This window comes from Ensifer sp. 2TAB8, assembly GCF_052115125.1.
Taxonomy (GTDB): Bacteria; Pseudomonadota; Alphaproteobacteria; order Rhizobiales; family Rhizobiaceae; genus Ensifer.
This window is the reverse complement of the sequence record NZ_JBFRGB010000016.1, coordinates 150,340-169,398: the sequence shown is the minus strand read 5'-3', so window position 1 is coordinate 169,398 and position 19,059 is coordinate 150,340. Positions and strand designations below refer to the sequence as shown.

At 62.0% G+C, this 19,059-nt stretch carries 19 protein-coding genes; 7 read left to right on the top strand and 12 right to left on the bottom strand.

Annotated features, from left to right (window positions below; genetic code table 11):
- Positions 1-8: 8 nt before the first annotated feature.
- From AB4Z53_RS24225 to AB4Z53_RS24195, 7 genes are all read right to left on the bottom strand, one after another.
- The gene (locus AB4Z53_RS24225; RefSeq protein WP_113537451.1) at positions 9-1,130 is read right to left on the bottom strand and encodes a DUF917 domain-containing protein; all 1,122 of its coding nucleotides are present in this window, start codon (positions 1,128-1,130) and stop codon (positions 9-11) included.
- Complete coding sequence (locus tag AB4Z53_RS24220; RefSeq protein WP_441598009.1) at positions 1,127-2,671, bottom strand: hydantoinase/oxoprolinase N-terminal domain-containing protein; 1,545 nt, start codon at positions 2,669-2,671, stop codon at positions 1,127-1,129. The genes AB4Z53_RS24225 and AB4Z53_RS24220 overlap by 4 nt, the downstream gene beginning before the upstream one ends.
- A 3-nt stretch (positions 2,672-2,674) precedes the next feature.
- Positions 2,675-3,178: an Lrp/AsnC family transcriptional regulator gene (locus AB4Z53_RS24215; RefSeq protein ID WP_162768732.1), complete on the bottom strand. Its 504-nt coding sequence runs from the start codon at positions 3,176-3,178 to the stop codon at positions 2,675-2,677.
- A gap of 585 nt (positions 3,179-3,763) precedes the next feature.
- Positions 3,764-4,114 carry a ribbon-helix-helix domain-containing protein gene (locus AB4Z53_RS24210; RefSeq protein WP_113537448.1) on the bottom strand — a complete coding sequence of 117 codons (351 nt, stop codon included), beginning with the start codon at positions 4,112-4,114 and terminating at the stop codon, positions 3,764-3,766.
- A 23-nt stretch (positions 4,115-4,137) separates the two neighbouring features.
- Complete coding sequence (locus tag AB4Z53_RS24205; protein ID WP_441598008.1) at positions 4,138-4,734, bottom strand: DJ-1/PfpI family protein; 597 nt, start codon at positions 4,732-4,734, stop codon at positions 4,138-4,140.
- Between the two features lie 158 nt (positions 4,735-4,892).
- Positions 4,893-5,510, bottom strand: coding sequence for a ParB-like protein (locus AB4Z53_RS24200; protein ID WP_441598007.1), 618 nt, complete (start codon positions 5,508-5,510; stop codon positions 4,893-4,895).
- Entirely contained in the window at positions 5,507-7,132 is a 1,626-nt protein-coding gene (locus AB4Z53_RS24195) for a SulP family inorganic anion transporter (RefSeq protein WP_441598030.1), read from the bottom strand. Before AB4Z53_RS24195 ends, AB4Z53_RS24200 begins: the two co-directional genes overlap by 4 nt.
- A 473-nt stretch (positions 7,133-7,605) precedes the next feature.
- Between AB4Z53_RS24195 and AB4Z53_RS24190 the strand changes: the two genes are divergently transcribed.
- The gene (locus tag AB4Z53_RS24190) at positions 7,606-8,103 is read left to right on the top strand and encodes an NUDIX hydrolase (RefSeq protein ID WP_441598006.1); all 498 of its coding nucleotides are present in this window, start codon (positions 7,606-7,608) and stop codon (positions 8,101-8,103) included.
- Between the two features lie 82 nt (positions 8,104-8,185).
- Here the strand turns inward: AB4Z53_RS24190 and AB4Z53_RS24185 are convergent, their stop codons facing one another.
- The 3 genes from AB4Z53_RS24185 to AB4Z53_RS24175 form a co-directional block, all read right to left on the bottom strand.
- Complete coding sequence (locus AB4Z53_RS24185) at positions 8,186-8,458, bottom strand: hypothetical protein (RefSeq protein WP_441598005.1); 273 nt, start codon at positions 8,456-8,458, stop codon at positions 8,186-8,188.
- A gap of 268 nt (positions 8,459-8,726) precedes the next feature.
- Positions 8,727-9,596 carry a DMT family transporter gene (locus AB4Z53_RS24180; RefSeq protein WP_113537443.1) on the bottom strand — a complete coding sequence of 290 codons (870 nt, stop codon included), beginning with the start codon at positions 9,594-9,596 and terminating at the stop codon, positions 8,727-8,729.
- Positions 9,597-9,793: 197 nt separating this feature from the next.
- Complete coding sequence (locus AB4Z53_RS24175; protein WP_441598004.1) at positions 9,794-10,903, bottom strand: NAD(P)-binding domain-containing protein; 1,110 nt, start codon at positions 10,901-10,903, stop codon at positions 9,794-9,796.
- Between the two features lie 403 nt (positions 10,904-11,306).
- Here AB4Z53_RS24175 and AB4Z53_RS24170 point away from each other — a divergent pair, with 403 nt between their 5' ends.
- The 5 genes from AB4Z53_RS24170 (at position 11,307) to AB4Z53_RS24150 (ending at position 15,794) form a co-directional block, all read left to right on the top strand.
- Positions 11,307-11,621 (top strand): EthD family reductase, encoded by a 315-nt coding sequence (locus AB4Z53_RS24170; RefSeq protein ID WP_441598003.1) that lies wholly within the window; start codon positions 11,307-11,309, stop codon positions 11,619-11,621.
- A 106-nt stretch (positions 11,622-11,727) separates the two neighbouring features.
- On the top strand, positions 11,728-12,600 hold the full coding sequence (locus AB4Z53_RS24165; RefSeq protein WP_441598002.1) for an alpha/beta fold hydrolase: 873 nt from the start codon (positions 11,728-11,730) through the stop codon (positions 12,598-12,600).
- Positions 12,601-12,941: 341 nt separating this feature from the next.
- Positions 12,942-13,493 (top strand): MaoC family dehydratase, encoded by a 552-nt coding sequence (locus AB4Z53_RS24160; protein ID WP_441598001.1) that lies wholly within the window; start codon positions 12,942-12,944, stop codon positions 13,491-13,493.
- Between the two features lie 7 nt (positions 13,494-13,500).
- Positions 13,501-14,661, top strand: a complete 1,161-nt coding sequence (locus AB4Z53_RS24155) for a CaiB/BaiF CoA transferase family protein (RefSeq protein WP_441598000.1) — start codon at positions 13,501-13,503, stop codon at positions 14,659-14,661.
- Positions 14,658-15,794, top strand: coding sequence for an extracellular solute-binding protein (locus AB4Z53_RS24150; protein WP_441597999.1), 1,137 nt, complete (start codon positions 14,658-14,660; stop codon positions 15,792-15,794). The genes AB4Z53_RS24155 and AB4Z53_RS24150 overlap by 4 nt, the downstream gene beginning before the upstream one ends.
- Positions 15,795-15,848: 54 nt before the next feature.
- Here the strand turns inward: AB4Z53_RS24150 and AB4Z53_RS24145 are convergent, their stop codons facing one another.
- Together AB4Z53_RS24145 and AB4Z53_RS24140 are read right to left on the bottom strand one after the other, a co-directional pair.
- A complete protein-coding gene (locus AB4Z53_RS24145; protein ID WP_291154500.1) occupies positions 15,849-16,685 on the bottom strand; it encodes an amidohydrolase family protein in 837 nt (278 codons plus the stop codon).
- Positions 16,686-16,762: 77 nt separating this feature from the next.
- Entirely contained in the window at positions 16,763-17,551 is a 789-nt protein-coding gene (locus AB4Z53_RS24140) for an IclR family transcriptional regulator (RefSeq protein WP_113537435.1), read from the bottom strand.
- A 167-nt stretch (positions 17,552-17,718) separates the two neighbouring features.
- On the opposite strand from AB4Z53_RS24140, the gene AB4Z53_RS24135 reads away from it, so the two are divergent.
- Entirely contained in the window at positions 17,719-19,038 is a 1,320-nt protein-coding gene (locus tag AB4Z53_RS24135; RefSeq protein ID WP_441597998.1) for an ABC transporter substrate-binding protein, read from the top strand.
- The last annotated feature ends 21 nt before the right edge of the window (positions 19,039-19,059 follow it).

Here is a 19,059-nt window from a genome sequence, read left to right as displayed (position 1 = left end):
GCGGACGGTTAGGCGTCTTCTTTGTAATGGGGTACGGCAGGCGCATCGGCGGAGACGCCCATTGGAACGAAGTCGAAATCGTAACCGAATGCGCGCGGGCCGACGGAGGCGAGCGCGATCTCACTGCGCAGCAGCACCGGAGCCGGCATGGACAGGATGTCGATGCGCAGGCCGTAGCGCAGCTCTTCCGTGCCGATGGCGCGACCGGTCTCCGAATCCACGATGCAGATCAGGTCCGGCACCATGGTGATGATCTCTTCGCCTTCGCGTGCGATCAGATATTCGTTCTGGATGTCGACGGTGAGCGTGCGGCCGGCATCCGCATCGAGCCCTGCAACGGTAAGCTTGCCGCGGGTGAAGCCCGCCATGACGCGGCGGCTGATATCGGTGACCTTGCCGCGCATCAATCGCACGCCGCCGGACTGCTTCAAAATGGCGTCGACGGGGTCTTCCTTCGCCGCCCGCGCGTTCATCACCGCGTCCCCGAGGCTCCAGGCCTGGCTTGTGGTGTGAGGCACACCGAAACGGCGGACGAATTCACCGGACATCGGCGCCGTCGTCATCAGCGCCGTGCATCCCATCGCAATGGTGCTGGCGCGCAGCAGCTTTTCCAGCATTTTCGGCGTCGTCGCGTCGGTGACGACGATCACGTTGCCGTCTGCATCGGCGAGAGCCGCGGGCTGTACGGCCTGGCCGTGGATGAAGAAGGTGGTCATCTGCACTTCCGGGAAGGCGCGGCCCATGCCGTCAGCGTCGACGACGGGCAGGTCGACCATAGCCGCCGTCAGCATCGGCGCAATGCCGTTGCCGCCGCCAACCTCATCACCGAGCAGCGCATCGACCTTGCGGCCGAGATGCCGTTCGAGAGCGTGCAGAAGCCGCACGCCCTCGCTGCCTTCGGGGATCTTTTCGATACCCACGGTCGGGGCGCCGATGCCGCCGATTCCGAGGATCTGGGCATCCGGCGCCATGTCGGCCGGGCGCACCATGCGAATGCGCTTGCCTTCTCGCAAAAGCGCCTTGGCGCGCAGCAGGCCGTGATAGGTGCTGCCGCCGCCGCCGGTTCCCAGAATGCCGCAGCCGATGGCGATCCGATCGATATCCGCTTCGCTGAGCGTCCAATACTTCATGCCCGCAACTCCCCAATCACTTTCGCGGCGACGCGAACGGCATTGCCGGGCAGGTAAGCCAGCGGCGTTTCTTCGATTTCGGCAAGGGTGGTCGTCTCCGCGTCAGCGCCCGCCTCGACGGCCCGCGCCCGTGCCTCGGCGACGATGGATTCCAGTGCGATTTCCCGCGTGGTGCCTTCGAGCGAAACCACGCTGTCCACCTCGCCGGACACCTGCGCGATCGCCGCGCCGATGGCGTTGGCGGAACCGAAATGATCGGGCTTCAACGAAACCGAGGTGCCTTCGAGCAGCCCTTCGACCAGCACCGAACCGCCGCCGACGAGAATGGCGGGAATGGGATCGGCGCTTGGTTTCATGCGGTCGAGAACCGTCTCGATGCTGGCCTTCATCTGGGCCAGCAACTGCTGCGCCAGTTCCGGCGTGATGTCGCTGAGACGGCTGCGGTCGCCGAGATCGACGAGGCCGGCCGCAACGGCGATATCGGTCGCCGTCAGCGTGTCGCCACCGAAGCAGAGCGCCTTTTCCGGCAGGCGGAAGCCAACCGAATCCGGACCGACCGTTGCCGACGGGCCCGGGCGTACGATGCTGCCGCCGCCAAGGCCGAAGGAATAGACATCCGGCACGCGGAAATTGGTCGGCACGCCGCCGATCATCGCGCCTTCGCTGCGGGTGCGCGGGAAGCCGGCAACCAGCATGCCGATATCGGTGGTGGTGCCACCGATGTCGATCACGGCTGCGTCGGAAAGCCCGGTGAGGAAGGCCGCGCCGCGCATGGAATTGGTCGGGCCCGAGGCGATGGTGAAGACCGGATAACGTTCCGCGAACTCGGCGGCCATCAGCGTGCCGTCGTTCTGCGTCAGGAAGAGCGGGCAGGTGAGGCCGAGGGCGGCAAAGGCCGAGCGGAAGGCGCCGACAGTCTCACGCCCGAGCGTATGCAGGCTCGCGTTGAGGATGGTGGCATTTTCGCGCGGCAGGAGGCCGGTGCGACCGACGCGATGCGACAGGCTGATTGCCGCGCCCGGCATCTCCTCGGCAACGATTTCCGCCGCGTCGTTTTCCATCTTCGGGTCGACAAGGGCGAAGACCGAGCAGATCGCGATGGCGGAGATGCCGCGAGCGCGCCAGTCGCGGCAGGCCGCGCGGATTGCCATATCGTCGAGCGGCGCAATTTCCGAGCCATCGTAATTGACGCCGCCCCCGACCAGGGCTGCGCCGCCGTCAACGACGGGGCGGAGCCTGTCGGGCCAGTCGATCATCGGCGGCAGCGAGCGCGTCGCCGCACCGCAAAGCCTGAGAACGCCAACCTTTTCAAGATGACGGCCCTCGACGATGGCGTTGAGAAAATGCGTGGTGCCGATCATCACGGCATTGACCGCGCCGGCCAAAACGCCGGCTTCCGCGAGCACGGTGCGGATCGCAGCGCTGACGCCCGATGTCACGTCCGCTGTGGTCGAGGATTTGACCGTGGCCAGGACCTCGGAGCCACGCAGCAGCGCCGCATCCGTATTGGTTCCGCCGACATCCACTCCGATACGAAGCATGGATTATCCCTTCTTCTTGCTGCCGAGGTCCGTGCCGCGGCTGATTGCGGTCGTCCTCGTGCCGAATACCTTGTAGAGGCGCAGCACAACCGAGCTGGTGACGCGCTTGACGCCAGGCAATTTGCCCAACTCTTGATCGATGAATTCGAGCAATGCCGCATGATCAGAGACGAAGAGCGACGCGCTCAAATTCGCCGTACCGCTCGTGGCGGCGAGGTATCCGATCTCGTCATATTCGGCGAGCAGGATGGCGACCTCTTCCTGCTTGCCCGCCTCGACCTCGATCAGGAGTTCAACCTGGACATCGCGTCCGAGAGCGACCGGATCAGGAATGGCGCCAATGACGATCATCTTCGCCTGCAACAATCCGGCGATACGGTTGCGGATCGTGCGTTCCGAGGCGCTGCCGATCCGGCCGGCGATTTCGGCCGCCGAAAGGCGCCCGTCTTCGGTGAGGTAGCGAATAATCTCGCGGTCCAGATCATCGACGAGGTAGCGTTGGGTCATCACCGTTTCCATTTCGGCCTTGATGAGCCGAGTAAATTTCCGAAACGGAATTGTGTCAAGAATATTTCAGTCATGTATGGCATTTTTTGTCGAAAATGTCCCGTTATAGGCGGGGATTCTTCCGGAAGTTGCCGAATCGGAAATTCGAGTTGGGCGGGAAAGTTGCCGAAACGGCCGATTTGGAGCGACGGATGTCTGATTTTCGCTTGGCCGGGGCTGTGCCCAGGGCCTGGAGCGCTGCCGGGTTGCGCCTGAAGAGCGTCCGATCGTCCGAAAGGAAGTCTTCCGTATCGATATGAGAGGAGCCGAGTGCGGCTGTGGAGGCTGTTCTCTTCAGGGATGGCGCTCGGCCGACAAGCGCGGCTCTGCCGGTCACGACAACGCGAGACCTGGTTCGATCGGCGGCGTTCACGTCATGCTGGGCGGCAGCAAGCCAAAGTCCAAAACGCGACCGCCTGCAGCGTCGCAGCCGGGCCTGGCACTCGCAGGAGAACGCTGGCGAACCGCAATGATCTCAGCCGCTTTTGGCGGGCAGGCCAGGGTGCGATGGTGTCTCGCGGCCCTCGGCTGTCGAGATCCGCTGGCTCAGTGGTACTTTTCCTGCTCGCGAACGAGGATCGCCGGAGCGTTCAGCCCGGCGATCGGTTGGTTGACATCTGTCGGAATGTCTCCGGTCAGTTGAAGGTCGAGATAACGCGCGCAGCAGACCCTGAGAAATGAAGTGAAGTTCCCGAGATCGTGGCCGGCATCGATGGATTCATGATGCAGCTTGGTGATCAACTGCGTGACGTTCATGCGATCGCGCTGTGCGATCTCCTCAAGCTTGGACCAGAAGAAATTCTCCAGGCGAACGCTGGTCACCATGCCATCGATGCGTAGCGAACGGGTCGTGCTTTCCCAGAGCCTCGCGTCCGCCTTTATGAACAACTCGCACATCGCGACCTCCCTTGTCCGCTTCCTCAGGCGGCGTCCGTTTGTAGCAGGGCGGAGGCGTCGAGCACAGCCATGAACTGCCGCAGCCACGACGGATGCGCCGGCCATGCAGGTGCGGTAACGAGGTTGCCGTCCGAGACCGCATCGTCAATCGCGATATCGGCGTAGGTGCCGCCGGCAAGTTCGACTTCTGGGCGGCAGGCGGGATAGGCTGAGCATGTGCGTCCCTTCAGCACGCCGGCCGCAGCGAGCAGTTGGGCTCCGTGGCAGATGGCGGCCACTGGCTTTCCGGCTTCGAAGAAATGCTGAACAGCCTTGATGACGTCGGGGTTGAGGCGGAGATATTCGGGCGCACGGCCGCCGGGGATGACGAGCGCGTCATAGTCCTCGGCGCGAATACTAGAGAAGGTGGCATTTAGCGCGAAATTGTGGCCGCGCTTTTCGGAATAGGTCTGGTCGCCTTCGAAATCATGGATGGCGGTTGCGACCGTTTCTCCTGCCTTCTTGCCGGGGCAAACGGCATGAACGGTGTAGCCGCAGGCAAGCAGCGTCTGAAACGGGACCATGGTTTCATAGTCCTCGGTGAAGTCGCCGGTGATCATCAGAATTTTCGAAGCTGTCATGTGTTCCTCCCAAAACCAATGGAAGGAGCCTAACAGGGCTGATGAGCGAGTAGGTACTAACTGAATACTACAATGAAGATTCCGGGAAAATTCCGGGCGGTTCCGACTGCTGCCGATTGGTGGAGCGATCGCCATGGGCGGCTCGATGAAATTGCCTGTCAGTCGGAGACGCCGCACCAGCCCGGCAAAAAGCTGGCGGATTTGCCATGTGCAAGGCCGAGCGCGTCATGCAGCGCCTTGCCGATGTCGCTGGCGATGAGCTTCGCGTCGATCCGCGTGCGCAGGAAGTTCGCCCACATGAACTCGCTATAGGGGGTGGTGTCCTTGGCATAACCGCCCGCCCGGCGAAGCGCGCCTGCCAGGGAGCGATAGGGATCGTCGACGAGGTCGGCGATGGTCTTCGGCAAGTCGTGGTGCGAGCGCCGCAGGCCCTGTGCGTCGAAAGGATACATCCAGTGACGATGGTCCATGACCGACCAGAACTCATCCTTGCCGAGATGGCTGAGGTCGTACACGATGCTGGTCAGCACATGTGCGACGCCTTCATCGTAAAGGGCGCGAACGAGGTGGTGGTGGTCGACGAGATAAGCGCGCTCTCTCGGCCCCAGAACGACCGGCACCATATGATGCCCCAGAAATTCCGAACCGTGTTTCTTGGCGTTTCTGCGCCACTCCTGCCGTTTGTCGGCGACTTCGAGGAGGCCGACGGTGAGCTGGGTCGGGCGAAGGTCGGCAATCTCCACCGGCTGCAATTGCGGCTCATAGACAGTTGTCATTGAACGGCTCCGGGTGCGGGGGTGGTGGCCCCGGGTTGAGAAACGGCGGCTACGGCGTCATCGACACTGTAGCTGAGATAGGCGAGGAGCGCGGGCGCTGCCAGTCCGATCAGATCACGAACGCGGTCATGCACACGTGCATATTGCAGGCATTTGCCCTGTGCGCGGACCAGCGTGTCGAATTCGAGCAACGCGTCGAGCGCGGTGCTGTCGAGGTCGAAGCTTTCTTCCAGGCTGACGACGATGGCGCGGACCGTCTGGTCCTTGCCGATCCTTGCCGCGGTCTCGGTGAGAATGGCATCAGCATTGGCAAAGAAAAGCGGTTGTGCCGGCCGCCAAATCGAAATCCCCGGAATGGGTTGGGCGTCAGAATGGCGGGCGAGGTCGACGAAATCGTGCCCCTGACCAAGGCGCCCAAGGGTAGCGACATAAGGAGTGGCCAGCCTGTGCAGCAGAACGGCCAGCGAGAGTGCGACGGCGATCGTGATGCCGTTTACGACACCGAAGGCGATGACCCCCACTGCCGCCGCGAGCGCAATGACGACGTCATGTTTCAGCTTCCACAGCCACAAGAAGGGGCGCGGATCGAGGGCATGGGCCAGCGCGGCGATCACCACCGCCGCCAAGACGGGTTCGGGCAGGCTCTCCACGAGGCCGGCGCCAACAATGACGAGGACGGCAAGGCCGATCGCAGCGATTGGTGCCGTCATCCGACTTCCAGCGCCGGCTGCCTCGGCGGCGGATCCCGCCGAAAAGCCTGCGCCAACGGGCATGCCTTGAACGACGGCGCTCGCCACATTCGCGGCGCCGAGCGCCAGCAGTTCACGATTGGCCGTGACGGTCTCTCCATGGCGCAGCGACAGCGAGCGGATCGTGCCCCAGGACTCGGCAAACAGAATGAGCACGAGCGGAAGCGTGTAGGGCACCAGTTGCCTGAGTTGGCTCCATTCCACCAGCGATAACGATGGCCAGGCCAACGCGATCGATAGCGGGCCGACCACTGCCACGCCATGGCTGGAGAGGTCCAGAAGCTTCGAGGCGAATATACCGCCGCAGAGCACCACGAAAGCTCCGGGAAGCATCGGAAGGCGACGCAAAAGCAGCAGGGCGGCGAGGGCCACAAGACCGACCGTGACGCTTACGGCATTCCACTGCGGATAGGCGGCGGCGAGGTCCGCGACCTGATGGAATATATCCGTGGCCGGCACGCTTACTCCCATAACGGCGGGCAGCTGTTTGATGATGATGGTGATCGCGAGGCCCAAGGCGAAGCCGCGAAGGACGGGGCGGGAGATGAAGCCGGCCAGATTGCCTAGCCGCAGCAGCGACGCCGTCACGAACAGGAGGCCGGTCAATGCCACGATCAAGGTCACGAGTGTCATCTTGTCGGCCGTCGAACCGGGCAGTGCGGCGATCGTTGCTGCAAGAATGGCGGCCGACGATGACGTCGGCGACACGATCGCGAAACGGCTTCTACCGAAGACGGAATAGGTCAGGCAGCCGGCAATGGCGGCTACGACCGCATGCTGCGGTGGCAGGCCCGCAATACCCGCATAGGCAACAGCTTCGGGCAGCATCAGTCCTGCGACGGACAGCCCGGCAATCCAGTCCCTGTTGCCCATTCTTGTCGTCACCTTTTCCTCATGCACGCCGGGACGCGCGGCCAAGCGCCGCCGAATGCGCGCGATACTGCGAGCATGCCGGAGCCAACTCAGCGTTTTATTATAGTCGAATAGACTTGATTTTTCGTTCAGGGCTGCAGCGCACTTGAGGTGCGACTGCCGGTTGAACGCACATGCTAGACAAGATGGCGCTTGGAAGCCTTTATCAAGGCTCGTTTTCCCGAAGGCGGCTCCTTGGTTGCGGGCGCTTTTTCACCGGTTCATTTCCGTGCGACACTTACGATGCCGCTAAGAGTCCCCGACACGGCTGATGCGGCCGGGGCGATTGCTTGCTGAGAGGACAAGGTAGCAAGACGTGCAATGTGGGCGTTTCCCCTCCCATTTTTCAATCGCTCATTGCGAGACGGAGTGTCACATATCTGTCATAAATGCAGTCAAGATTCTGGCTGCAATCCATTGGGACCGAGAGAGAAATGTCCGAGCAAATCTCGCTGGTATGCGAAGCGCTGCCGCAAAATGCTGCTCGTTCAATAACATTTGTCCAACAGGCAGGCGCGATCTGTTTTCGGATCGCAGCAGATGGTCATCCTGAGGTGCTGCTCGTCACGAGCCGCCGCAACGGCCGTTGGGGGATTCCGAAGGGCCGCATAGAGGAGGGCGAAACGTCCTGCGCCGCTGCCGTGCGTGAGGCCATGGAAGAAGCTGGCGTTGGAGGTCAAGTGTCGAGCGAGGTGGTTGGCTCGTTCCTTTATACCAAGGACGGTGCCGACCTCAGCTATCACCTCAACATTCATCTGCTCGAAGTTCAGGAAATTCTGGCGGACTTCCCCGAGAGGCAAAGTCGCAAGCTGAAATGGGCTCCGCTTGAAACTGCGGCCCGGGAGGTTTCTCAGCCGAAGCTTCGCGATCTGCTGTTGTTTCTGGTCGCGGAAAATCGGCTGCGTGTCGGGTTCGAGCTCGAGGCGCAATAGCGCCGCCACTGTCGGCCCCGATTGAGTCATGCTGCGCCAAAACTAGCTCGCCATGCGGACGAAGGTGGCGCCGTTGGCGGGCTCAGTTTGCAGTTTTTGCTCGTTGCAGGAGAACCTGCATTTCCTGAAATCGTCTCTTGCGCACGGGATCGTCTTCGTCGGCCGAGTAGCAAATGCGCGAAACGCAGAAGCGCAGGATCTTCTTCGGCGCGTTCGTCTTGTCGAACTCGCATTCGAAGGTGTCCGTCATGTCGGCCTTCTTCGTGTCGGCTCTCTCGGCATACTTGAAGCGTGCTCCAGGCGGCTCGATCTCGGGAAAGGACTGCACCACCCCGACATTGAGGGTATCGACCATGAAGAAATTCCTGGCGACCGCCATGCAGGTCGATTCAAGATCGGGGCTTTGCGCGTATGCAGGCCCTGCTGCGATACATAGGACTGGGAGAAGCCATTTCATCGCACACTCCATCCCCAGGGAACCTGCCCGCTCGGACTGTTGCGACAACACGAAAGTGGGGCAATTGTTCCATCGTGGGCGCTTGGGGCTGGTGGGGGCGCGAACCCGGAAACCCAGCAGCCCGACTTTGATCGCAAAGTGCGCCGGTAATCCGATCAGGATCGGTTTATGAGCGTTTGGCCAATTGGTGTTCGCGCCAGATCGTGAAAAGGCCTGCACCGACAACGATGAGGGCGCCGACGATCATGTTGTGCGTGATCGTTTCGCCAAACAGCAGGACGGCGAACATCACGTTGAGAACCAGCTGAAAATAGGTGACCGGCTGGACTTCCGCGGCAGGCAGCAGGCCGTAGGCCCGGATGAGGAAGTAGTGGCTGAGCGTGCCGCAGACGCAAAGGGCTGCCAAGGCGAACCAATCGGATGGGACGACTTCGGTCCAGTAGAACGGACCGATCAGCGAAATCGCCAAAGCCCCGACGACGCCCGCGTAAAAGAGGCTCGTTACGGCGGAATCCTCGCGGCTGACAGCGCGCGTGGCGATGCTGTAGAGCGCGAAGAGCACGGAGGCGACAAGCGGCAAAAGCAGCGACATGTCGAAGTGAACATTCACCGGATTGATGATCACCAGGACGCCGGCGAGACCAACCAGCACCGCCGTGCCGCGCCGCCATCCAACCACCTCTCCAAGCAGAGGGATCGACAGGATGGTGATGATCAGTGGCGTTGCCTGGAAGATCGACTGGCTCATGGCGAGCCCGGCGTGAACGTAGGAAAAGACGATGACGACGATCTCTGCGACCAGCAGAAGGCCACGAATGACCTGCAGCCAGGGATGCCGCGTTTGAATGGATCCGCGAAGGCCCCCGGGCGACGACGCGGCAAAGGCAAACACGAAGAGAGCGAAGGCCCAAAAGCGGATCATCGTGATGAAGAGCGCCGGGTAGCGATCACCCAGATACTTGGTTATCGCGTCCTGCCCCGCGAAGATGCAGATGGCGAGGAAGGCAAACAAATAGCCGCGGGTCTTGGGGCTCATCACACTAAAAACTCAGAATCGTTCGCCACTTGATTAACATAGTCTTTTCGGGAGCGCTCGAACCAAACGACGGGATCCTTCTCGGCGCATGTCACATGGGAGCGTGACGAGATGGCTCCGCTCGCTCGCGCAATTGTTTCGCTGCCGCATCGCGTCGCGCAAGAACGGCCACTCGACCAGTCGCGCTTTCGCTCACATCAGAGCAGACCGAGATGGGTGGCCAGTTCCCTTGCTGCCGCGCCGCCCGCCCTGTTTGCCCCGATCGTCGACGCCGAGGGGCCGTAGCCGACCAGGTGGATGCGCGGATCTTTCTCGACCCGCGTCGCGAGACGTCCGCCCATCACGATGCCGCCATCGTTCCCGCGCAGTTGCAGCGGCGCGAGATGATCGAGCGAACTGCGAAAGCCCGTCGCCCAGAGAATGACGTCGGCTTTCTGTTCCGTTCCATCCGGCCAGCGTACGGCGTGAGGGAGGATCTCGTTGAACATCGGCCGGCGGTTCAGCGCCCCACGGGCCGCTGCGGCCCGCAACGCCGGGGTCCACGGAATTCCGGTGACGGACACCACCGATCCCGGCACCAGACCGCTCCTCACCCGTTCTTCGACGGCAGCGACGGCGGCGCGGCCGTCTTCCGGGGTGAACGGCCCATCGTGAAACCGCGGCTCGTGGCGCGTGACCCAGGTTGTCGTCGTCACTTGCGAGATTTCGTCGAGATGCTGAAGTGCCGAGATGCCGCCGCCGACGACAATCACATGTTTGCCGGCAAACGCTGCCGCCGTTTGATAGTCGCGGGAGTGAAGCTGCTGTCCTTCGAAACGATCGGCGCCGGGGTAAACGGGAATGGAAGGGGTCTCCCAGGTTCCTGTGGCGTTGATAAGTCCCTCGGCCGAGAAGGTCTCGCGGTCGGTTTCCACCCGAAGCCGGCCGAAGCGTTCGCAGACCACCTTGACTGCGACCGGGCGATAGATCGGCAATTGGAATTTCTCTTCGTAGGCGGCGTAGTAGTTGGGAACCGCCGTCGAAGCCCGCGCCTCTGTTTCGCCAACCGGAATAACTTCCGCGAACTCCATGCCCGGCAGGTCGTGGAGGCGGTTGACCGTGCTCAACGTCAGTGACGGCCAGCGGTGCTGCCAGGCGCCGCCGGGTTTGTCGTTCTTGTCGAGGACGATAAAGTTCCGGCCCGGCTGAAGGCCGAGTTTCATCAGGTGATAGGCCGATGACAGCCCGGCCTGCCCGGCGCCAATCACGACAATGTTGACCTTGATCGCGGTCTGAAGCGTAGCATTCGTTGACGTCGTGGATGGCATGGCAGCAGTCGATCCTGATCTTTGGGCCCGGCAAGTCGGCTGCCCCGTGCGGCGCAAACCTTATGCTCTTCTGCGCATCCATGTGGTCCCATGCAGCCGGAAGCACAATCCCGTGTCCGGCGTCGGTCGGGGGAATTCCTCCATCGCGATGCCGGTCTGAAAAATCTTCTTCGCCGCGATCCGTTTCCGCGCTCCTGATCGTCCTTGGCATATCCGAAACCGAAGGAGCCATGCCATGGTCGACGAGCCTGCCATCCTGAGCAATTTGCGGCAGCATACGCCAGGGAAATGGGAAGCGCCGACCCACGCATGAAAGCCCTTTCCCGATGATTGCGCTGGTGAGCGTGGCTCCACGGAAACGCCTCCTTGCCTGCGGGACACAACAGACAAAAGGAGAACCACAATGGCCCATATGGTTGTGATCTATCGGACGCCTGCGGATATCGAGGCGTTTGATCGGCACTACTTCGACATTCACGTGCCCCTCGCCAAGAAGCTTCCGGGGCTCCGCAAATACGAAGTCAGTCAAGGTCCCATCGCAACGCCGGCAGGCGTCCCCGATGTCTATCGGATCGGGACGTTGCACTTCGAAGATCTCGCGGCGATCAAAAGAGCATTTGCGAGCCCGGAGGGACAAGCGGCCGCTGCCGATCGAAGGCTCTTCGCACCTGATGGTTCGGGCGTTCAAATATACATGTTTGAGAACAGGGAAGTCTGAGGTCGGCCGGGTCCGTACGATCCGGGCACGAGGTGCAGGTGGCGGCTAGCCTGGTCACCCGGACAGTCACTTGAAGCAATGACATCAGATCGAGGAAGGCGCAGCAATGACGGCATCCAAGGCAGTTTTCGTCCTGATCCACGGCGGTTGGCACAACCATTCGTCCTGGAGCAAAGTCACCCCAATCCTTGAGGCACAGGGCTTCACCGCGTTGACGATCGACCTCCCCGGAGCGGGCGTGCACGCGGTTGCGCCAAGGTCACGCGATCATCGTCCGTTCGACCCGCTTGCGTTTGCCCGTGAGCGCTCGCCCGTTGCCGAGGCAACGCAGGACGAGCGGACCGAAGCGGTGATCGCGTTGGTGAAGCAAGCCGCGTCGCTTGGCAACGGCAAGGTCATATTGATCGGGCATTCCGCCGGTGGCATGACGGTTTCTGCGGTTGCCGAGCGGGTTCCGGAACTGCTTCTCGCAGTCGTCTATCTTGCTGGATTCATGGTGCCGAAGGGCATGCCGTTGCTCACCATGCTTCAGCACGAAACCATGTCTTCGGCGCTAGCGCCCAAACTGTTCATCGGCGACCCCATCGCCATCGGCGCAACGCGGATACACGCCGGATCGACCGACGAGGCCTACCGGGCTTTGCTGCAGGCATCGTTCTACGCCGACGTGCCGGAGGCCGACTTTGCGCAGGCCGCATCGCAGCTCCATTGCGACGAATCCAACGCCGGCGCACTGGCTCCATCGGAGATTACGCCCGGAAGATTTGGCTCGGTGCCGCGCCACTACATCCGCTGCACCCGGGATTGCGCAGTTCCCCTATCCGGTCAGGATCATATGATTGCGACGGTCGACGGCTCCATTGACGGCAAGACGATCACCCACACATTGGAAAGCAGTCATTCGCCGTTCCTGTCCCAGCCGGCGAACTTGTCGAACATCCTTATCGACATCGCTCTCCGATCGAGCGCCGAACAGTAGCTCGATCGACAGTGACGAATGCCAAGGCGGACTGAAGGCGCGGCAGGCCGCCTTCGGCGCTGCCGTGTGTGTGGCTGAACCAGCGATCGCTCGGCTGATCTTCCTCGGGACATTTCCACGGTAGCCGCGCCATGTCCGCGTAGGTGAAGGGCCGGACGCGCAGCCCTTGCTGTTTGCAAATGTGTCTTTCGTCCGCCGAAGACCAGAGACTCTTGCAATGCTGACCCATATGTGAGTAAGCTATTTATATAAGAAGATATCTGGTTTTGCTCGCGGAGCATTTCTGCTCCGGCCGCCAAAATCAGGGACTGACTTAGCTATCGCTGCGCAAGGGTCTGCTCATGCATGAATTCACGCCGACCRTCGGTGTTTCCTCGACGCATCCCACGGATATGCCGCAAGACCATGCCGCCCTGCCGGTGTGGAACGCGGAAAACTGGTTTTATGAGGATTGGCCCGTCGGCCAACGTATCCGGTCTCTGCGCCGGACGATCGCCGAGGGTGACAGCCACCTGTTCAACACGCTGGTGGTCGACATCCACCCCTACGTCCAGGACCAGATGTTTGCCGAGCGAGACGGCATGTTTGGCCGCCGCCTTGTTGCCGGTGCCTTCGTCTTCTCCGCGGGGCTCGGGCTCGTTGCGACCAACTGCGTCAACGCCTTTTCCTATGGCTACGACAAGCTACGCTTCATCAAGCCGGTCTTCATCGGCGACACGATCTACACGATCCGAACCAACATGGACAAAAGCCCGCGCTACAAGGAGCTCGGGCTCATCCGAGCCAGCTACCAGGTCTTCAAGGGCGAGGGGGAGCTGGTGCTCTACTGCGAGCACTTGCAAACCGTGAAGTACAAGAACCCCGCCGATTTTGTCGGCAAGACCGAGAAATAAGATACCGATGACCGAAACAAACGAACTGCCGCTCTCGGGCCTTGTCGTGGTCGACATGAGCCAGTTTCTTTCCGGCCCCTATTGCTCCCTGCGCCTCATGGATCTCGGTGCACGCGTCATCAAGATCGAGCGCCCCGACGGTGGCGACCTGTCGCGCCGGCTCTATCTGAGCGACACCGAGATCGGCGGCGACTCGACGATCTTCCATGCGATCAATCGCGCCAAGGAGAGTCTCGCGATCGACCTCAAGAACGAGGCCGACCTTGCGGCCTTGAAGACGCTGCTCGCCAAGGCCGACGTCCTCATCCAGAACTTCCGGCCCGGCGTCATTCAGCGTCTCGGGCTCGACTATGAAGCGGTCAAGGCGATCAATCCGAAGATCGTCTATGCCTCGATCAGCGGTTACGGGGAGGAGGGCCCCTGGGTGAAGCGTCCGGGGCAGGATCTGCTTGCGCAATCCCGCTCCGGCGTGATGTGGCTGAATGGCGACGAAGGGCAGGGGCCGGTTCCCTTCGGTCTGGCGATCGGCGACATGCTCGCCGGTGCTGCGGCGGCGCAAGGCATTCTCGCCGCTCTGGTTCGCCGCGGCATCAGTGGCAAGGGGAGCCTGATCGAAACCAGCCTGCTCGAGGCGCTGGTAGACTTCCAGTTCGAGGTGCTGACCACGCACTTGAACGACGGTCGCCGGCTTCCGGCCCGGTCCGGCTTCCGCAGCGCCCATGCCTATCTGTCGGCGCCTTACGGGGTCTATCCGGCCGAGGACGGCTATCTCGCCATCGCCATGACGCCGATCCCCAAGCTCGCGGATCTTCTGGAAATGCCCGAGCTCGACGCCTACCGCGACGACCCGGCGTCCTGGTTCTCCGAGCGGGACAAGATCAAGGCGCTGATCGCCAAGCGTATCGCCGAAAACACCATCGACCATTGGCTTGGTGTCCTTGAGCCAGCAGACATCTGGTGCGCCCGAGTTTTGAACTGGAACGAACTGCTCGAAAGCGAAGGTTTTCGCGTGCTCGACATGCTGCAGACGGTGGTGCGCGAGGACGATGTTTCAATCCTGACCACGCGGTCGCCGCTTAGGGTCAACGGCAAGCGCGCCCAGGTGGATCGCGCCGCTCCGCGGATCGGCGAGCATAGTACCTCGATCCGAGAGGAGTTCGGCCTGTGAGCATCACGTTGAAGGGCATGACCTGGAGCCACCCGCGCGGCTACGATCCGATGATCGCCTGTTCACAGCTCTGGCAGGAGCGCGCCGGCGTCACGGTCGAATGGGAGAAGCGGTCGCTGCAGGACTTCGAGACCTATCCGGTCGAGGAACTTGCAAAGGCCTATGACCTGATCGTCATCGATCATCCCCACGTCGGCCAGATCACCAAGGAGAAGTGCCTGGCGCCGCTCGATGTCGAGGGCCGCGAAGCCGAGCGGAAGGCGCTTGTGAATGCAAGCGTCGGACGTTCCTACCCGAGCTACGCCTGGCAGGGTCGGCAGTGGGCCTTCCCGATCGATGCCGCCACCCAGGTTCAGGCGTGGCGCCCGGATCGGACGGACCGTATAGACAGCTGGACCGATATGTTGGCACTCGCACGACAGGGACGAGTGACACTGCCGATGCGCCCGCCGCATTCTTTGATGAGCTTCTACACGCTTGCCGCCAATCTCGGTCACCCCTGTCGCAGCGATGGTACTGGCCTGCTGATCGAGGCTGATGCGGGCATCGACGCCTTCGAACGCCTGCGTGAACTGACGGAACTGGTTGATCCCGGCTGCTTCTCGATGGACCCGATCGCCGTACTCGAAGCGATGAGCGAACCGGCTTCGAAGGTTGTCTGCGCGCCACTGATCTACGGCTATGTCAGCTACGCGATGCCGGGATTTCGACCGTCTCTCGTAAAGTTCGGCGATATTCCGGTTGCCGGAACCATCGGTCCGGTCGGCTCGGCCTTGGGTGGTACGGGCATTGCGGTTTCGGCCTTTTCGCAAGCGCGCGATTCCGCGATCGATTTCGCCTATTTCGTTGCGAGCGGCGAGGTGCAGCGCGGTCCCTATGCCGCCGGTGGCGGGCAGCCCGGCCATGCGGCCGCCTGGGACGACGACGTCGTCAATGCCGCGACCTCGGACTTCTATCGTGCCACGCGCAAGACGCTGGAGAAAGCCTGGGTTCGGCCCCGGCACGATGGCTACATGGCCTTCCAGCAGGCGGCCTCGGATCGCATCAACGACGGCCTCCTGCGCAAGGAGACGGCGCGAAAGGTCGTCGACGACCTCAATCGGCTGTTTGCGGAGAGTTTCACTGCGGCCTGATATCCGGGCTCCGGGACGCCCTCGGCGTCCCGGTCCTGTGACGACAAGATCTCGCTAGGCGAGATTCCAGATCCGGCGCGCATTGTCGGCGAGCAGCTTGCGCTTCTCCGCGGCACTGCAGCCTTCGAGAAGCGCGTGGGTGGCGCCGACCCAGGTCGAAAGATTACCGCCGAGCGTGCAGACCGGCCAGTCGCTTCCCCAGACCACCCGGTCCCAGCCGAAGGCGCCGATGGTGTGCTCGACATAGGGGCGCAACGTTTGGACCTGCCAGGCTTCGTCCGCATAGGCGACGACGCCGGAGATCTTCGCCGTGACATTCGGCCGGCGCGCGATCTCGCTCATATGCTCGCGCCAGGGGTGCTCGGCGCCGGCGCGAATGTCGGGGACGCCGCAATGGTCGAGAATGAACTGAACGTCGGGCGCGAGATCGGCAAGCGCGATCGCCTTTCCGATCTGGTGCGGCAGGACACAGAGGTCGAAGGTGAAGCGGCGGCCGCCGAGCTTGCGGATGTTGTCGCGAAAGCGTGATGCTTCGGACAGTTCATCCGGCATGACATGCAGCACCCTGCGGAAGCCCTTGACGAAGCCATTCGCTTCCTGCCGCTCCAGATAGGCTTCGAATCCATCGCCCTCGGGGCGGCAGGCGGCAATGGCGCCCTTGAGCAGGCTGTCCGGCCCGCGCGAGAGCCGTTCGATCTCTGCCGTTTCCTTCTCGATTTCCGAAGGCTCGACATCGACCTCCATGTGCAGGGAGGCTTCGATGCCGAGCCGGCGCGCTTCCCGTTCATAGGCTGCGTAAAGGAAGTCGTGGTCGAGCGCCGGTACGCCTGCGAGCCACGGATAGGTGAGCTTCGACCTGTCGATGAGGTGAAGATGGGTATCGATGATCAAGGCGATTCTCCTCCGGATAGAATTCTTACATAAGAATTGACTATTCAAATAAGAATTAGTGCCGTCTCAAGCGGTCGTCAATCGGCTGCCGGAACCACATCCGAGCCTGCAAGCGTCGATAGTTGTTCGGCGGTTTTCAGCAGCAGGGCGATTGTTTCGGTGATATCCGGCGCCGAAGGCGCGTTGACGAGCGCGATGTAGGGCACGGTCAACGCAGCGATGCCGCGACCGTCGGGGCCGAGGATCGGTGCCGAGAGGTTATAGACGCCGGCTGTCTGCGCACTCGCCATCATCTCGTAGCCGCGTTCGCGAATCTGGTCGAGGCGCGCGTAGAATTCCGGCCCGCGCGGGACTTCGTCTTTGCTCTTGGCATGTTCCGTAATCATCATCTCGCGCTCTTCGGCAGAGCGGAAGGCGAGCAGGATATGGCCGGAACCGGTATCGAACAGGCTGATGTGCGAGCCGACCCGGATCGAAATTCCCCAGTAGTCAGGGGCTTCCTGCTGGGCGATCACCACGGCCGAGCCGCGGTCGAACACCGCAAGGTGGTTTGCCTGCTTGGAGCGCTGCGCCAGATCGCGCATCAACGGTGTCGCATAGGAAGCGAGCCTGCGCACCGGTGCATGCAGCTGCGAAAGCCCGAACAGCTTCAAAGTCAGGGAATAGCGATCGCCGTCAATGCGGGTGACGTAGCCGCGCCGCACCAGCCGGTCGAGCATGCGGTAAAACTCGTTGGGGCTGCGGTTCAGGCGCTTGGATATCTCCGCCTGCGTTAGGCCGCCGTCGACGCTGGCGAGCAGCTCGAGAATGTCGAGCCCCTTGTCGAGGGCGGGCGCGCGATAGCGGTCGGACTCTTCGGTGTCCATGGGTTCCCTCCTTGGTGAATATTCATATCCATATACGCAGAGAAAGGCGCCGACAAAGGAAAGTTCTCCCTTGACGCTGGATAAATTTATTGTTTGTATATGAATTAGTTTCTCACAAATGAGAAAGTCGCGCCAGGATGAGGGCGTGAACCCAGGGAGGAGTGGAGATGAGAAGGCTGCTATCCGGCGTGTCCGCCGGAGTCATCATGCTTGCCGCGGGACTGGGGTCGGCTATAGCCGCCGACCTGCCCGGCAAGTTCGAGGGCGTCACGATCGACGCCAAGCTGATCGGCGGACAGCAATACGAAAAGCTCTATGAGCGGATCGGCGAATGGGAGAAGGCGACCGGCGCCAAGGTCAACATCCTGTCGAAGAAGAATCACTTCGAACTCGACAAGGAAATCAAATCGGACATCGCGACCGGCGGCGTCAGCTGGTGCGTGGGCTCCAACCATTCCTCCTTCGCTCCGCAATATCCTGACATCTATACCGACCTCCTGGCGCTGCTGCCGCCGGAAGAGATCGCCAAGTTCGTGCCGGCGCTGATCGACGCTTCGACGCTCGACGGCAAGCTGGTGATGCTGCCGCGCGCCCAATTCGACGTGTCGGCGCTCTACTACCAGAAGAGCCTCTACCAGGACGAAGCCAAGAAGACCGCCTTCAAGGCGAAATACGGCTACGATCTCGCGCCGCCGGACACTTGGGCCCAGGTCAGCGATCAGGCTGAGTTCTTCGCCGCACCGCCGAATTTCTACGGTACGCAGTTTGCCGGCAAGGAAGAGGCCATCAACGGCCGCTTCTATGAAATGCTGGTTGCCGAAGGTGGCGAGTACCTCGACAAGGACGGCCGCCCGGCCTTCAATTCCGAAGCCGGTGTCCGTGCGCTCGACTGGTTCGTCAAGCTCTACAAGGACAAGGCCGTACCGCCGGGCACGACCAACTACCTCTGGGACGACCTCGGCCAGGGCTTTGCCTCGGGCTCGATCGCCCTCAATCTCGACTGGCCTGGCTGGGCAAGCTTCTTCAACGACCCGAAGTCGTCCAAGGTTGCCGGCAATGTCGGCGTGAAGGTGCAGCCGGCCGGTTCTTCCGGCAAGCGCACCGGCTGGTCGGGCCATCACGGCTTCTCGGTCACCGAGGATTGCGCCAACAAGGAAGCGGCCGCTTCGCTCGTCTGGTGGCTGACCAACGAGGATAGCCAGAAGCTGGAATCGGCTGCCGGCCCGCTGCCGACCCGCACCGCCGTCTGGGAATACAACATCAAGCAAGCCGAGGGCGACGCCTACAAGACGGAAGTGCTTCAGGCTTTCCAGGAAGCCGCCAAGCATGCCTTCCCGGTTCCGAAGACGGCCGAATGGATCGAAATCTCCAACGCCGTCTATCCGGAGCTCCAGGCCGCCATCCTCGGCGACAAGACGTCGAAGGAAGCGCTTGATGCCGCCGCCCAGAAGGCGACCGGCATTCTCGAAGACGCGGGCAAGCTCTGATCGATAACAACGAGGCGGCGC

Excerpts from the sequence above, each read along its gene's own strand:
- AB4Z53_RS24225 (WP_113537451.1), bottom strand. The coding sequence starts at position 1,130 with ATGAAGTATTGGACGCTCAGCGAAGCGGATATCGATCGGATCGCCATC.
- AB4Z53_RS24220 (WP_441598009.1), bottom strand. The coding sequence starts at position 2,671 with ATGCTTCGTATCGGAGTGGATGTCGGCGGAACCAATACGGATGCGGCG.
- AB4Z53_RS24215 (WP_162768732.1), bottom strand. The coding sequence starts at position 3,178 with ATGACCCAACGCTACCTCGTCGATGATCTGGACCGCGAGATTATTCGC.
- AB4Z53_RS24210 (WP_113537448.1), bottom strand. The coding sequence starts at position 4,114 with ATGTGCGAGTTGTTCATAAAGGCGGACGCGAGGCTCTGGGAAAGCACG.
- AB4Z53_RS24205 (WP_441598008.1), bottom strand. The coding sequence starts at position 4,734 with ATGACAGCTTCGAAAATTCTGATGATCACCGGCGACTTCACCGAGGAC.
- AB4Z53_RS24200 (WP_441598007.1), bottom strand. The coding sequence starts at position 5,510 with ATGACAACTGTCTATGAGCCGCAATTGCAGCCGGTGGAGATTGCCGAC.
- AB4Z53_RS24195 (WP_441598030.1), bottom strand. The coding sequence starts at position 7,132 with ATGGGCAACAGGGACTGGATTGCCGGGCTGTCCGTCGCAGGACTGATG.
- AB4Z53_RS24190 (WP_441598006.1), top strand. The coding sequence starts at position 7,606 with ATGTCCGAGCAAATCTCGCTGGTATGCGAAGCGCTGCCGCAAAATGCT.
- AB4Z53_RS24185 (WP_441598005.1), bottom strand. The coding sequence starts at position 8,458 with ATGGTCGATACCCTCAATGTCGGGGTGGTGCAGTCCTTTCCCGAGATC.
- AB4Z53_RS24180 (WP_113537443.1), bottom strand. The coding sequence starts at position 9,596 with ATGAGCCCCAAGACCCGCGGCTATTTGTTTGCCTTCCTCGCCATCTGC.
- AB4Z53_RS24175 (WP_441598004.1), bottom strand. The coding sequence starts at position 10,903 with ATGCCATCCACGACGTCAACGAATGCTACGCTTCAGACCGCGATCAAG.
- AB4Z53_RS24170 (WP_441598003.1), top strand. The coding sequence starts at position 11,307 with ATGGCCCATATGGTTGTGATCTATCGGACGCCTGCGGATATCGAGGCG.
- AB4Z53_RS24165 (WP_441598002.1), top strand. The coding sequence starts at position 11,728 with ATGACGGCATCCAAGGCAGTTTTCGTCCTGATCCACGGCGGTTGGCAC.
- AB4Z53_RS24155 (WP_441598000.1), top strand. The coding sequence starts at position 13,501 with ATGACCGAAACAAACGAACTGCCGCTCTCGGGCCTTGTCGTGGTCGAC.
- AB4Z53_RS24140 (WP_113537435.1), bottom strand. The coding sequence starts at position 17,551 with ATGGACACCGAAGAGTCCGACCGCTATCGCGCGCCCGCCCTCGACAAG.
- AB4Z53_RS24135 (WP_441597998.1), top strand. The coding sequence starts at position 17,719 with ATGAGAAGGCTGCTATCCGGCGTGTCCGCCGGAGTCATCATGCTTGCC.